Raw genomic sequence first — 13,502 nt, 5'->3', positions numbered from 1 at the left:
GTCGCCGTGCGCGGCGGCCCACCGTGCGGCCCGGGCCGCGTCCGCCCGGTGCGCCGCGTACGTCGCCTGCAGCGTCGTCCGGCTCGGTGCGGCGACGGCCGCCGGGGCCGGGGCGGGAACCTGGGGCCGGGCGGCGGCCGACAGCGGGACCACCACGGCCGTGGCGACGAGGGCGGCGAGCAGGGCCCGCCACCACCTCGGCCCGCGACGCGTGGCACGCCTCGCCCGTACGCCACCGTTGCGCGCCGCCGCGTCCGCGACGGCGTGGACCGTCCGTTCCTCGTCCATGGGTCGCCCCCTCCGCCGCGCTCGCCCGTCGAGCGCGTCCGGAGGCGACCGTACGGAGCGGCCGGCGTCGTCCGCGTCCCGCTGCGGTGCCGTCCTCAGCCGTAGCTCTTGGGTATGACGGGTACGACGGGGCCGGATCCCTGCGGGGCCGGCGACGGCCGCGGTGCCCGGTCGCCGGGCTCCGGGCGGGGCCGGTTCACCAGGCCAGTTGCGCGATCTCCTCGGCGACCACCGCGCAGGCGCCCGTGCCCGGGTCGATCAGCGGGAAGTGCCCGACGTCCTCCAGGAGGGTGAGGCCCACCAGTTCGCCGGCCTTGGCCGCGGCCGTCGTGTAGGCCTCCGCCACCGCCTGCGGCACGTCCACGTCCGCGCGGCCCTGCACGATCGTGGTCGCGATACCGGTGGGCAGCAGCATCGCCGGGTCGGCGTACGGGCGGCGCACGGCGAACTCGTCGCTTCCGCCCAGCAGTTGCCGCGCGGCATCACCGCACACGCCGAGCTTGCCGGCGACCTCGAAGTCGGCGATCGGGGCGAGGGCGACCACACCGCGCAGCGGGGCGGGCCGGTCCGTGCGCCAGGGCGCGTCCGCGGGCAGCACGTGCCGGGCCGCCGCCCACAGCACCAGATGGCCGCCCGCGGAGTGCCCGGTGAGCACCACGCGCCGCGCATCGGCCTGCGGAAGCTGACGCTCCGCCAGTGCGGGCAGGGCGTCGAGCGCGGCGGCCACGTCGTCGAAGGTGTCCGGCCAGCGGCCCGCCACCGGCTCCTGGCCCTCGGCGTCACCGTCCGCGGGACCGCGCCGGTACTCGACGCTGGCCACGGCGAACCCCTGGCGGGCCAGGAAGGCCGCGAAGGGCGAGATGTGCCGCCGGTCGTACGGCGCCCGCCACGCACCGCCGTGCACCACCACGACGAGCGGGGCCGGCGCGCCGGGAACAGGGGAACGCGAGACGCGCGGGGCGTAGAAGTCGATCAGCTGGTCGGGGTGGTCGCCGTAAGCGGCGGTGCTGTCGGGCTCGGCCGGCGGCCGGGACAGCAGCGACTGCATCTCCGCGGCGGAACGGGCGGCGGTCCGCGCGTCCGCCTCACCGCCGGCGGCGCTCCCCGGTTCGGCTCCCTCGCGGCGTGCGGCGGCGTCCGGCATGCTCCAACCTCTCAGCGACTGAACGGATAGGGCGGATCAGGGGTGGGGGCGGCGTGTGCACCGTTGGCGGGGACGGTACCAGGCCGGTGACATGCGGCCGACACGCGGATGTGACGCGCTGTGAAGCGCACCGGCAGGGGGCGCGGTGCCCGGCGTGCCCGCGCCCCCGTCCGGGGACACGTCACGTCCCGGCGAGCACCCGGCCCAGCACCCGCGCCGCCCGCTCCACGTCGGCGAACCGCAGGTACAGCGGTGTGAACCCGAAACGCAGCACGTCCGGGTGCCGGAAGTCGCCGACCACACCCGCGGCGATGAGCCGTTCCATCACCGGCCCGGCGTCCGGGCAGCGCAGCGCCACCTGGCTGCCCCGTTCCTCGTGCGCCCGCGGCGTCACGCACTCCACGCGCCCGGTGGGCACATACGCGGCCACGCAGTCGAGGAAGAAGTCCGTCAGCATCAGGGACTTGGCCCGCACCGCCTCGACGGACACCCCGTCCCACACGTCGAGCGCCGCCTCCAGCGCGAGCATCGACAGGATGTCAGGGGTGCCGACGCGGCCGCGCACGGCGCCCCGGGCCGGGACGTAGGTGTCCCGCATGCCGAAGGGTTCGGCGTGCGAGTTCCAGCCGGGCAGCGGAGAGTCGAAGCGGTCCTGCAGCGCACGGCGCACATACAGGAACGCGGGGGCGCCCGGGCCGCCGTTGAGGAACTTGTAGGTGCAGCCGACCGCCAGGGCGACCCCGTGCTCGTCCAGCCCCACCGGCAGGGCGCCCGCGCTGTGGCACAGGTCCCACACGGCGTACGCGCCCGCCTCGTGCACCGCGGCCGTCAGCGACGGCAGGTCGTGCAGCCGGCCGGTGCGGTAGTCGACGTGGTTGAGCAGCACGGCCGCGGTGCGCCCGGACAGCGCGCCAGGCACCTCCTCGGGCACCACCGGGCGCAGCGTGCAGCCGGTCATCCGGGCCACGGAACCGGCGATGTACCCGTCCGTGGGGAACGTCGCGGCGTCGACGAGGATCTCGTCCCGTGGCCCGGAGCCCCGCTGCTGCTCCTGCCTGGCCATGCGGACCGCCGCCACCAGCGCCTTGAAGACGTCGACGCTGGTGGAGTCGCCCACCACGATCTGGCCGGGTGCCGCCCCGACCAGCGGGGCGATCCGGTCGCCGATCCGCTCGGGCGCGGTCCACCAGCCGCTCTCCTGCCAGGACCGGATCCGCAGCTCGCCCCACTCGCGGCGCACCACGTCCGCGAGCCGGTCCGGCACATGCGCGGGCAGCGCGCCCAGCGAGTTGCCGTCCAGGTAGACCACGTCGTCGAGGACGAACCGGTCGCGCAGGGCGCGCAGCTCGTCGGCGGCGTCCAGTTTCTCGGCCCTGCGCAGCAGCCCCGGGTCACCGGCGGATTCACACAGTTCAGACATACGACCGCGCCGTCCACAGTTCGGGGAACACGTATGTCCGCGCCCGTTTCTCCAGCCAGGCCACTCCGGCGGAGCCGCCCGTGCCGGGTTTGGCGCCCATGGCGCGCCGGGTGGCGACCAGATGGTCGTTGCGCCAGCGCCACACCAGTTCGGCCACGTCCGTCAGCACCTCGCCCAGACGGACCAGGTCCTCCGGGCCGTCGCCCGCGTAGATGTCCGCCCAGGCCGCCTCTACGGCGGGCGAGGGCTCGTAGCGCTGCGCGACGTCACGGTCGAGCACCCCGGCCGGGATGGCGTATCCGCGGCGGGCGAGCAGCCGCAGCACCTCGTCGTACAGGCTCGGCTCGTGCAGCGCCTTCTCCAGCTCGCGATGGGCACGCGGCGACCCGCGGTGCGGGACGAGCATCGACGCGGACTTCTCACCGAGCAGGAACTCCAGACGCCGGTACATCGCGGACTGGAAACCGGATCCCTCACCGAGGGCGCCGCGGTAGCCGTTGAACTGAGCGGGGGTCAGCTGGGCGAGCGGTCTCCAGGAGGCGTTGAGCGCCTCCAGTTCCCGTACGGAGCGTTTCAGCGCGGCGATCGCCGCCGGCACGTCGTCCGAGCGCAGGGCGCGGGACGCGGTCTCCCACTCGTGGACCAGACAGGTGAACCACAGCTCCATCACCTGGGTCGTGATCAGGAAGACCATCTCCCCGGGATCGTCGGACAGGGGGTGCTGCAGATGGGTGAGCACGTCGGCGTGGACGTAGTCCTCGTAGGGCGTGGTGCCGTCGAAGTCGAGATGCGGGGTGGCGTGCTCGGAAGCCTCAGCGGGCCGAGGGGTCGGCTGAGCCTGGTGGGACATCGCTGTCTCCTGCTGTACTCCGGGTAGCGGTCCGCCCCTGCCGATGCCGGCACGGGGGCCCCGGTCCCCACCCGCATCCTGCGCGGCATCCCCGGGGATCGCAAGGCCCGCCCGGGCGGGCCGGGCGGGCCGTTGTGCGCAGGGGTCCGACGTGCGCGGCGGAGATCAGCCCAGGGTGCGGGCGGCCGTCTCCGAGGAGTCCTTCAGGAACTGGGTGCAGCGCTCGTACTCGTCCTGCTCGCCGATCGCCTGGGCGGCACGCGCCAGCGCGTGCAGGGCGCGCAGGAAGCCGCGGTTCGGCTCGTGCTCCCAGGGCACCGGACCATGCCCCTTCCAGCCGTTGCGGCGCAGGGCGTCCAGGCCGCGGTGGTAGCCCGTCCGGGCGTAGGCGTACGCCTCCACGGCCGAGCCCCGCTCCAGGGCGTCCTCGGCGAGCTGCGCCCAGGCCAGCGAGGACGCCGGGTGCCGGGAGGCGACCTCGGCGGGCGGGGTGCCCTGGGCGAGCAGGGTGCGGGGCTCCGGGTCGTCGGGCAGGTGGGTGGGGGGCGGACCGCCCAGCAGATTTTCGTGAAGCGTCATGGTCCCAGTCTGCTCGATCACCGCGCGGACGGTCCGCCACGGGCACGCGGGGACGCGCGAGCACGGCGCGGCGGGCGGCCGACACGCGTCGGGGTGCGGCGAGGGACAGCCGGACGTACGCCGAGGTCCGGCGACGGACGGCCGGACACGCACCGAGATCCGGCGACGGACACGCACCGGGGCCCGGCACGCGCGGTGCGTGCCGGGCCCCGGGTCAGGCGCCGGTGCCGTCCCCTCAGCGGGGGCCGGCGTGAGCGCGCTGCTCGGCCTTACTTGATCTTCGCGCCGGCGGAGCGCAGGTGCCGGCAGGCCTCGACCACACGCCGGGCCATGGAGGCCTCGGCGAGCTTGCCCCAGGTCCGCGGGTCGTAGGCCTTCTTGGAGCCGACCTCGCCGTCGACCTTCAGCACGCCGTCGTAGTTCTTGAACATGTGGTCGGCGACCGGACGGGTGAAGGCGTACTGGGTGTCCGTGTCGATGTTCATCTTCACCACGCCGTTCTCCAGCGCGGTGTGGATCTCCTCCAGGGTGGAGCCGGAGCCACCGTGGAAGACGAAGTCGAACGGCTTGCTGTCGGCCGGGCGGCCGAACTTCGCCGCGACGCCCTCGTTCAGCTCCTTGAGCAGCTCGGGACGGAGCACCACGTTGCCCGGCTTGTACACGCCGTGGACGTTGCCGAAGGAGGCGGCCAGCAGGTAGCGGCCCTTGTCGCCGAGGCCGAGGGCCTCCGCGGTGCGGATCGCGTCCTCGACCGTGGTGTACAGCTTGTCGTTGATCTCGTGGGAGACGCCGTCCTCCTCGCCGCCGGTCGGGGTGATCTCGACCTCGAGGATGATCCGGGCGGCGGAGGTGCGGGCCAGCAGCTCCTGGGCGATCTCCAGGTTGTCCGCCAGGGTCTCCGCGGAGCCGTCCCACATGTGGGACTGGAACAGCGGGTTCTTGCCGGCCTTCACGCGCTCCTCGGAGATCGCCAGCAGCGGGCGGACGTACCCGTCGAGCTTGTCCTTCGGGCAGTGGTCGGTGTGCAGTGCGACGTTCACCGGGTACTTCTCGGCGAGGACGTGCGCGTACTCGGCCAGGGCCACGGCCCCGGTGACCATGTCCTTGCTGTACTGGCCGCCGAGGAACTCGGCACCGCCCGTGGAGATCTGGACGATGCCGTCGCTCTCCGCCTCGGCGAAGCCGCGCAGGGCCGCGTTCAGGGTCTGCGACGACGTCACGTTGATGGCCGGGTAGGCGAACTTGCCTGCCTTCGCCCGGTCGAGCATCTCGTTGTAGACCTCGGGGGTTGCGATGGGCATCTGTCCGCTCCTCTATGTGCGGGGTGTTGTGCTTACGGCCCTGACCTAGACCTGGGGGACGTCATCGTCGGCCCCATCTTCGCAGAAGATCCCGGAAGCTTCGGACACCTCGTCCAAGCCGTGGACAAGTGGGTCGGCGCGGCAGAAGCTCGCGCGACCCGTGCGCCCGCGCGCGGGCTCCGGCTCAGTCCAGCCCCAGGTCGTCCTTCGAGTACGCGAACAGATACGGCACCCCGGCGGTCTCCCGGATCTTCTCCGCGGCCCCCGTGGCCCGGTCGACGATCGTCGCCACGGCCACCACCTCGGCGCCCGCCTCGCGGACCGCCTCGACCGCGGTCAGCGGGGAGCCGCCGGTGGTGGAGGTGTCCTCCACGACCAGGACCCGGCGGCCGGCGATGTCCGGGCCCTCCACGCGCCGCTGGAGCCCGTGCGCCTTGGCCGCCTTGCGCACCACGAAGGCGTCCAGCGTGCGCCCGCGCGCGGCGGCCGCGTGCAGCATCGCGGCGGCGACCGGGTCGGCACCCATGGTCAGCCCGCCGACCGCGTCGAAGTCGAGGTCCGCGGTCAGGTCGAGCAGCACCTGGCCGACCAGCGGGGCCGCCGTGCCGTCGAGGGTGATGCGGCGCAGGTCGACGTAGTAGTCGGCCTCGAGACCCGACGACAGGGTCACCTTGCCGTGCACCACGGCCTTGTCCTTGATCTGCTGCAGCAGCTCGCCGCGAACGTCGCTCATGCCGGCCAGCTTATGCGGCGCGCCAGGTCCAGGTCGTCGTGGCCTCCAGCGGCTCCAGCAGCGTGACCAGGCGCGGGCAGGTGTTCAGGCCGTTCGGCGGGCCGGTCTGCGGCTCCACGCACACCGCGGCCTCCTGCTCGTCGTAGACGACGACCCACTTCTCCGGGCTGGTCACCCGCAGCTCGAGCTGCCCGGGCCAGGTCAGGGCGACGTCGACGCCCTCGGGCATGCCGAAACAGTCGTCCCACGGTCCGGGCCGCGGGTCGATGCGCCGGCCGGTGGGCAGGTGGTCGGCCCCGCGCTCCTCCTGCCAGGCGGGCTCGAAGTCCAGGCGGACGTCCTGGCCGCCGAGGTTCCGGTTGAACCAGGGGTGCCAGCCGATCTGCGCCGGGAAGCTGGACTCGCGCGGCTCCACGGACATCGTCAGCGTCAGGGAGTCCTCGGCCAGGGTGATCACCTGGGTGATCCGGCCCGGGTAGGGCCAGGGGTTGACGAGGTCGTAGGTGAGCACCGCCTCGTTCGCGGTGACCCGGGCGGTGTCCCACGCGGCGTTCCGGGCGGTGCCGTGGATGGCGTGCGGCGGGGAGTTGAGCGGCATCTGGTGGACGGTGGCGCCGTCGCGGAACCGGCCGTCGCGGATCCGGCCGCACCAGGGAACCATCGGGAAGCAGCCGTACCGCTCGCCCTGACGCAGCAGTTCCAGGCCGCCCACCCGGAGCCCGGCGATGCGGCCCCCGTTGTCCGGCCGGACGGTCGCCTCCGCGTCGCCCGCGGTCAGCGTGATCTCTTCGTTGCTCACGCGACGAGGCTACTGGTCCGCTGCACAGCGGGTCCGGCGGCGGGGCAGCCGCCGGGCACGGTCACCGGCGGCGCCGGACGGCCCGGCCGACGACGATCGCGGAGGCCACCACCAGGGCGGCGGCGGGGGCCGCCCAGCGCAGCGGAGAGCCGGTGGCGACGGTGAGCGGCGCGGGCACGGGGGCGTAGCGGCCGCGCGGCGGGGCGTGGTCGACCTCCTCCGCGCTGCGCCCGATCATCGTGCGCCGGGCGTGCGCCGCCTCGGCGGGCGGCCCCGCGACGCCCTCGGTGACGTCGCTGTCGTCGCTGTCGTCGCTGTCGTCGAAATCGTCGTCGGCGAGCGGGTCGAGGGAGGACGGCGGGACTTCGGTGTCGAAGACGGAGACGTGCTCGGTGGTCCCGGCAGGACCCGGCTCGGCGGTGTCGGCGGCTTCCGGCTCGCCGGTCTCGGCGGTCTCGGCGGCTTCCGGCTCGCCCGTCCCGCCGCTCTCGTCGGTCCCGCCGGAGGTCGGCTCCTCGGAGGCCGGCGCGCCGGCCTGCGGCGGGACCGGGGCGTCGTCCGCGTCCGGGCCGGCCTCGAAGTCGCCCGTCGCCAGCGGGGCGAAGTCCTCGGTGGCCAGAAACTGAGCGGTCTCGCCACTGTCGTGCGGCTGGTCCGCCCCGGTGCCGAGGTGGTCCGCGAAACGGTTCAGCAGCCGCAGGACGGCGGCCCGTACCACCCCGGGGTCCAGCTCGGTGATCCGGCCACCGGCCGCGACGGTGCCGTCGACGGCGAGCACCGAGCCGTCGTCGGTGCCGCGGACGCTCAGCCGCAGCGCGAGCTTGACGGTGCCGGTGCCCCGGGCCTCCGCCGCCTCGCCCTCGGCGATGACGTCCCCGCCGTCGCGGCCTGTCAGACGCAGGGTGCCGCGGTAGGTGATGGAGGTGCTGCCGATGCGCAGCCTCAGGCGTCCGGTGACGGGCTCGGCGCCCTCCTCCTGCTGGAAGCCGGGGACCGCCCGGGCCACCTGTACGGGGTCGGCGAGCGCCGCCCGCAGCCGCTGGGCCGGGACCGGAACGAACACCTCGTGCTCCATGTCAGCCGAGGTTACCCAGTGACGGCCCGGATTACCCCCCTTCGGCCGTACCCGGCTGCGGTCATCTGTCGCCCGGCCGCACCAGCCCGGTCTCGTAGGCCACCACGACCGCCTGGGCCCGGCTGGCCAGGCCGAGTTTGGTCATCGTGCGGTTCAGGTGGGTCTTGACCGTGGCCTCGCTGATGCTCAGGCGGCCGGCGATCTCGGCGTTGGTCAGGCCGCGCGCGACCAGTCCGAGGACCTCGGCCTCCCGTCCGGTCAGGGCGCCGAGCGCGGCCGGCTGGGCGGCACGCGCCGAGGAGTCCTCGGTGCGCCGGGTGAAGGCCTCCACCAGCCGGCGGGTGATGCCGGGCGCGAACAGGCAGTCGCCGTTGTGCACGGCGGTCACCGCCGCGAGCAGCCGTTCAGGGCCCGCGTCCTTCAGCAGGAACCCGGACGCCCCGGCCCGCAGCGCGCCGTACACGTACTCGTCGAGGTCGAAGGTGGTCAGGATCAGCACGCGCGGCGCGGGGCCGGCCGCCTCGGCCAGGATCGCGCGGGTCGCCTCGATGCCGGTCATGCCGGGCATCCGGATGTCCATCAGGACGACGTCCGGCCGGGTCTTCGCGGCCAGCTCCACCGCCTCCGCGCCGTCCGCCGCCTCCCCGGCGACCTCCATGCCGGGGGCGGCACGCAGCAGCGCGACCAGCCCGCTGCGCACCAGGAACTGGTCGTCTGTCACCAGGACTTTGATCATTCCGTGACGGCGTCTTCCCGGCGTGCGGACCGCTGCGGCGCCGGCAGAGTCAGATGCACGCCGAATCCGCCCCCCCGACGCGGGCCGACGACGATCGTCCCGCCGTAGAGCTTGGCGCGCTCACGCATCCCGATCAAGCCGTGACCGGTTGTCGCCGCCGATCTGTCCGGATCCGTCTCCCTCCGGTGCCGCTCGGGGCCTCCGTCGTCGGTGACCGTCGCCTCCACCTCGTCCGCGCGGTGGACCAGCCGCACGGCGGCGCGGGCGCCGGGGGCATGTTTGAGCACGTTGGTCAGGGCCTCCTGGACCACCCGGTACACGCACAGCTGCACCCCGGACGGCAGCGGCCGCGGCTCGCCCTCCACCGTGACCTCGACCCGCACGCCGCCCGCGCGGACCCGGTCGATCATGTCCTGCAGCCGGTCCAGGCCGGGCGCGGGCTCCACGGCGGCGCCGCCCTCGGCGGCCGTGTCCGGTGCGCGTGGGGCGCGGTCGCCCGTCTCCCCGGCCGGGTCGTCCGCGCGCACCTCCCCGGCCGGGTCGTCCGCGCGCAGCAGGCCGAGCATGCGCCGCAGTTCGGCCAGCGCCTCCGAGCTGGTGGTGCCGATGGTGGCGAGCGCCTCGCGCGCGGTGCGGGTGTCGGAGCCGACGACGTACCGGGCGAGGCCCGCCTGAACGTTGATCACCGCGATGTGGTGGGCGATGACGTCGTGCAGTTCACGGGCGATGCGGACGCGTTCCTCGGCGACCTCGCGCCGCGCCCGCTCGGCCTGCTCGGCGCGCAGCCGCTCGGTCAGCTCGGCGGTGCGCCGGGCGCTGTGCCCGAACCGCCAGATCACCAGCGGGTAGGCGATCGCCTGGCCCACCACGGCCGCCATCGCGTCCGAGTCGCTGACCACCCCGGCGTAGACCCACACCCCGCCGAGCAGGGCGGCGCACCCGGCGGTGATCCGGGTGGGGCGGGCGAGGGCCACCGTGTAGAAGGCCACCATGGCGGCCGGGGAGTTCACCACCGGCCAGTGGCCGAGCGACACGTAGACGGCCCAGCACAGATGGACGAAGAGGAACACGGCGACCGGGGCCCGGCCGCGCAGGACGAGCGGCAGATTGGCCAGGGCGACGAGCGTCCAGCCGGGCGCGTCGAGCGGGGGCCATCCCTGACTGGCGGCCTCGGCGCCGAGCAGACAGGCGACGGCGGCCGGGGCCAGCGCCGTCAGGCCGTCGGCCGCACGGGGGTGGATCCGCATCGCCGCAGCGTAATCCCTGTGCCCGACACGGCGTCCACCCTGTGGGGTACCGCGGTGGGTGGAGTCCTGCCGCGTGTACCGCGTGGGTGCACCGGGAGATCGGCCCGGTGACGGATTCCGCCGCCGCGCCGTCGCCCGTACCGTGGCCGCGGCGGCGCGAGGAAGACGACGCCGCCGGACAGGGAGAACACGGGGGACACGGGCCCTGGACGGCAAAGCCTTGGTGAGCGTCCGGGGTCCGTGCGGAACAAGCAGGGGGAGCGCCCCGGCAGGTACGGTGGCCCGTCTCGCTCCGGGGGGTGGCAGGGACGGGCCATCGCCGTGCGGTGCTTCCGTACCGTGACGGGTCCGCAGATCCACTTCTCCCCGGCCGGGTCAGCCGGCGTACCGGGGGTGCACCAGGGTGGAGACCGGCAGGCCGGTGATCCTGGTGCGCTGTGCGGCGCGGGCGTCCTTGGTGAGCGAGGCCGCGGTCAGGGTGCGCGGACGCGGGGACGCGGGATCCAGGGCGAGCCTCGGGGGCGTGCGCGCAGCGAGGACGAAGCCCCAGTCGCGGGCGGCCCGGTCGGTGCCTCGGGTGCGGTCGGGGCCCGCCGCGTACGGGGAGTTGCGTCCGTCCACGCGGTAGGGCCGGGTGTGCAGCCCGGCCGCCCGGACGGTCGCCTCCACCGTCCAGAAGGTGCGCGGCCGGGTGGCGACCGGACCGGCGTGCACGACGAGCCGGCCCTGAGGGGTCAGCGCGCGCCGGGCCAGACCGTAGAACTCCTGGGCGTACAGCTTGGTGCTGTCCGTGATCCCGGGGTCGGGCAGGTCCTCGATCACCACGTCGTACGCCGCCCGGGGTGCGGTGCGCAGCCAGGCGAACGCGTCGGCGCAGACGGCGTGGACGCGCGGGTCGTCGTAGACGTGGCCGTTGAGCCGGGCGAGTGCGGGGTCGGTGCGGGCCAGACGGACGACGGCCGGGTCGAGGTCGACCACGTCCACGCGCCGCACACCGGTGTGGCGCAGCACCTCGCGCGCGGCGAGTCCGTCGCCGCCGCCGAGGATCAGCACGCGCGCGTGCGGCCCGGCCATCGCCGGGTGCACCAGGGCCTCGTGATAGCGGCGCTCGTCCCGGCCGTCGACGCGCAGCCGGCCGTCGAGGAAGAGATGGAACGGGCGGCCGCGGGTGCCGCCGGACAGGACGATCTCCTGGACGTCGCTCTGCAGCGCCACGCGGACGTCGTCGCCGTAGACCGCGTGCCGTGCGGCGCGTTCGAAGTCGCCGACGAGGCCGGCACCGGTGGCGAGCAGGCCGAGCACGGCGAGGTTGGCGGCCGTCAGCATCCACCGGGCGCGCCGGGTCAGATCCCGCCGGAACAGGCCGAGTACCAGTGAGCCGCCGGCGACGACGTTGACCGCGCCGGTCAGCAGCGCGCCGGTGAGCTGGCCCAGCAGCGGCAGCAGCAGGAAGGGGAAGGCGAGCCCGCCGACGAGCGCGCCGACGTAGTCGGCCGCGAACAGGTCGGCGACCGCACCGCCCGCGTCCTGCCGGCGGATGCGCTGGATCAGCTCCATCAGCAGCGGCACTTCGGCGCCGATGAGCAGCCCGATGGTGAGCGAGAAGGCGACCAGCAGCCCGCGCGGTCCGTTCGACCACACCCCGCCCCAGCCGGCGGTCCACGCGAAGGCGGCGTACAGCGCCATCGCGCTGCACCCGCCGACCAGCGCGAGCGTCGCCTCGATGGCGGCGAAACCGGCGGCGGCGTGGCGGCGCAGCCGCTTGGCGGCGAGCGAGCCGATGCCCATCGCGAACACCATCACCGACAGCACCACGGAGGCCTGGGTGACCGAGTCGCCGATCAAGTACGAGGCGAGCGCGACCAGTTCGAGCTCGTAGACGAGCCCGCAGGCGGCGCAGACGAAGACGCCGGCCAGGACGAGGAACCGGCCGGTGGCCGGGCGCACGGGCAGCTTCGCCGTACCGCTCGCGGCGGACGCCGCCACGGAGGGCGGGGCCGAGCGGGGCGGGGCCGGGGCGCGCGGTTCGATCACGATGCGACGGTACGTCAGTGAAGGGGCACGCTTCGTCACCCACACGCGTGAAAAGAGGGACTACCGGTGTACGCGGGTGGTGTGGCGCCGGCACACGTCACCACCCGCGTGCGGGTGGCGACCAGCTGCCCGTCCTGCGGGTAGGCGTGCCAGGTGCGCCAGTGCACCTGACCTTCCTGACGCTGCGCCAGCATGGCGGTGAAGGCGTGCGGGCTGCCCGGGAAGACGCCGGCCAGGCCGTGGGGATGGTCGGAGACGAGGGCCAGCAGCTCCTGGGCGCGTCCGGCGAACGACCCCGGCGACAGCACCTCCACTCGGGCCGCGAACTCGTACTCCCAGTGGCCGACCCGTTTGGCGACCCCCAGCGGCAGGGGCGTACTGGAGCCCGGGATGCACGCGACCGTCTCCGAACAGGTGCCCCACGGCTCCTCCAGGAGGACCTGGTGGGAGGCGCCGAGCAGCCTCAACTGCACTTTCGCGCCGGACAGTTCGAGGTCGAGGGTGGCCAGTGCGGGCAGCGGTTCGCGCCCCAGAGCCCAGGCGAGGTCCGCCGCGCGCGTGTCGGTGTAGGAGGTGGTGAGGGTCGTGAGCATGGATCGGCTCCGCTAGCACGCAAAGAGAGAAGGCGAGTCGGGCCGGCGCACCCCGGTCGACTCAGGGCGGACAGCCCGGTCGGTCCGGTTCGAAGAGATGATGAGCAGGACGCCCTGGGGGCTGCGTCGGCGCTTCAAAAGACAACCACGAACAGCCTTGTCCTCACAGCGTTTTTACCCAAGTCCGGGAGGTTTACATCCCTCAGAGGGCTTATGTGCTCAACTGTTCAACAACGGCGCACGCCGGGGGCGCGCAGACAGCACATCAGGGCGTGCACGAACCGAGCGCTCCGGCGCACCTCTTCGAGCGCCCACGGCGCACAAGGAGCCGGACCCGCCGGTGCCGGCGCCCACGACCGGACACGCAACAGGTCCGGAAACAAACCTCGTTGACCTCAACCGCACCCACCTCACCCGGGTCCGCTCCCCCGGGCCTCCGTCCGCCTCGGCCCGCATCCGCTCCCCGTCATCTTCTTCGCGGTCCTGCAAGAGGGCCGCCGGCCTCCGGGCCCGGCATGGCTGGTCCCCCCTGTCGAACGGATGACCTGGGGGGGTGGTGCCACCGGGCCCGAGAGGCGCCGTCGGAGACGCTGATGAGAGGTCCGCCTACCGCCTGGCGCAATGCCCGGCCGCTCGCGGGCGACAGGTCTGCATGACGTGGATGCGCGCACGGCGCCGACGCCCAGTCCGGCACGCACGACAT

The 13,502-nt window shown here is 74.2% G+C and carries 12 protein-coding genes and 1 pseudogene; all 13 read right to left on the bottom strand.

The features are described 5' to 3' along the window. Nucleotides 1–288 (bottom strand): annotated as a pseudogene (locus IE286_RS23090) (hypothetical protein); the annotation flags it as partial. A gap of 196 nt (nucleotides 289–484) precedes the next feature. Continuing rightward, nucleotides 485–1,432, bottom strand: coding sequence for an alpha/beta hydrolase family protein (locus IE286_RS23085; RefSeq protein ID WP_189798691.1), 948 nt, complete (start codon nucleotides 1,430–1,432; stop codon nucleotides 485–487). 181 nt (nucleotides 1,433–1,613) lie between these two features. Then, nucleotides 1,614–2,852, bottom strand: a complete 1,239-nt coding sequence (kynU, locus tag IE286_RS23080) for a kynureninase (RefSeq protein WP_189798690.1) — start codon at nucleotides 2,850–2,852, stop codon at nucleotides 1,614–1,616. Next, entirely contained in the window at nucleotides 2,845–3,702 is an 858-nt protein-coding gene (locus IE286_RS23075) for a tryptophan 2,3-dioxygenase family protein (RefSeq protein ID WP_189798689.1), read from the bottom strand. The genes kynU and IE286_RS23075 overlap by 8 nt, the downstream gene beginning before the upstream one ends. 165 nt (nucleotides 3,703–3,867) lie before the next feature. After that, entirely contained in the window at nucleotides 3,868–4,281 is a 414-nt protein-coding gene (locus tag IE286_RS23070; RefSeq protein ID WP_189798688.1) for a DUF3151 domain-containing protein, read from the bottom strand. A gap of 269 nt (nucleotides 4,282–4,550) precedes the next feature. Next, entirely contained in the window at nucleotides 4,551–5,582 is a 1,032-nt protein-coding gene (gene fbaA, locus IE286_RS23065; RefSeq protein WP_189798687.1) for a class II fructose-bisphosphate aldolase, read from the bottom strand. Between the two features lie 184 nt (nucleotides 5,583–5,766). Continuing rightward, a complete protein-coding gene (gene pyrE / locus IE286_RS23060; protein ID WP_189798686.1) occupies nucleotides 5,767–6,315 on the bottom strand; it encodes an orotate phosphoribosyltransferase in 549 nt (182 codons plus the stop codon). A 10-nt stretch (nucleotides 6,316–6,325) separates the two neighbouring features. Then, complete coding sequence (locus tag IE286_RS23055) at nucleotides 6,326–7,114, bottom strand: aldose epimerase family protein (RefSeq protein ID WP_189798685.1); 789 nt, start codon at nucleotides 7,112–7,114, stop codon at nucleotides 6,326–6,328. 61 nt (nucleotides 7,115–7,175) lie between these two features. Beyond that, a complete protein-coding gene (locus tag IE286_RS23050) occupies nucleotides 7,176–8,189 on the bottom strand; it encodes an SRPBCC domain-containing protein (protein WP_189798684.1) in 1,014 nt (337 codons plus the stop codon). A gap of 61 nt (nucleotides 8,190–8,250) precedes the next feature. Then, nucleotides 8,251–8,925: a response regulator gene (locus IE286_RS23045; RefSeq protein WP_189798683.1), complete on the bottom strand. Its 675-nt coding sequence runs from the start codon at nucleotides 8,923–8,925 to the stop codon at nucleotides 8,251–8,253. Next, nucleotides 8,922–10,172, bottom strand: a complete 1,251-nt coding sequence (locus IE286_RS23040; RefSeq protein WP_189798682.1) for a sensor histidine kinase — start codon at nucleotides 10,170–10,172, stop codon at nucleotides 8,922–8,924. Before IE286_RS23040 ends, IE286_RS23045 begins: the two co-directional genes overlap by 4 nt. Before the next feature lie 375 nt (nucleotides 10,173–10,547). After that, on the bottom strand, nucleotides 10,548–12,206 hold the full coding sequence (locus IE286_RS23035; protein ID WP_189798681.1) for a polyamine aminopropyltransferase: 1,659 nt from the start codon (nucleotides 12,204–12,206) through the stop codon (nucleotides 10,548–10,550). 35 nt (nucleotides 12,207–12,241) lie between these two features. After that, nucleotides 12,242–12,799, bottom strand: coding sequence for a DUF2617 family protein (locus IE286_RS23030; RefSeq protein WP_229863437.1), 558 nt, complete (start codon nucleotides 12,797–12,799; stop codon nucleotides 12,242–12,244). Between the last annotated feature and the right edge of the window lie 703 nt (nucleotides 12,800–13,502).

The organism is Streptomyces thermodiastaticus, assembly GCF_014656135.1.
GTDB lineage: Bacteria > Actinomycetota > Actinomycetes > Streptomycetales > Streptomycetaceae > Streptomyces > Streptomyces thermodiastaticus.
Note: the sequence above shows the minus strand (reverse complement) of the source record. Positions and strands in the feature narration are given on the sequence as shown.

Bases quoted from the DNA above. Each gene is read 5' to 3' on its own strand.
- IE286_RS23070 (WP_189798688.1), bottom strand. From the start codon at position 4,281: ATGACGCTTCACGAAAATCTGCTGGGCGGTCCGCCCCCCACCCACCTG.
- pyrE (WP_189798686.1), bottom strand. From the start codon at position 6,315: ATGAGCGACGTTCGCGGCGAGCTGCTGCAGCAGATCAAGGACAAGGCC.
- fbaA (WP_189798687.1), bottom strand. From the start codon at position 5,582: ATGCCCATCGCAACCCCCGAGGTCTACAACGAGATGCTCGACCGGGCG.
- kynU (WP_189798690.1), bottom strand. From the start codon at position 2,852: ATGTCTGAACTGTGTGAATCCGCCGGTGACCCGGGGCTGCTGCGCAGG.
- IE286_RS23030 (WP_229863437.1), bottom strand. From the start codon at position 12,799: ATGCTCACGACCCTCACCACCTCCTACACCGACACGCGCGCGGCGGAC.
- IE286_RS23050 (WP_189798684.1), bottom strand. From the start codon at position 8,189: ATGGAGCACGAGGTGTTCGTTCCGGTCCCGGCCCAGCGGCTGCGGGCG.
- IE286_RS23040 (WP_189798682.1), bottom strand. From the start codon at position 10,172: ATGCGGATCCACCCCCGTGCGGCCGACGGCCTGACGGCGCTGGCCCCG.
- IE286_RS23075 (WP_189798689.1), bottom strand. From the start codon at position 3,702: ATGTCCCACCAGGCTCAGCCGACCCCTCGGCCCGCTGAGGCTTCCGAG.
- IE286_RS23045 (WP_189798683.1), bottom strand. From the start codon at position 8,925: ATGATCAAAGTCCTGGTGACAGACGACCAGTTCCTGGTGCGCAGCGGG.
- IE286_RS23085 (WP_189798691.1), bottom strand. From the start codon at position 1,432: ATGCCGGACGCCGCCGCACGCCGCGAGGGAGCCGAACCGGGGAGCGCC.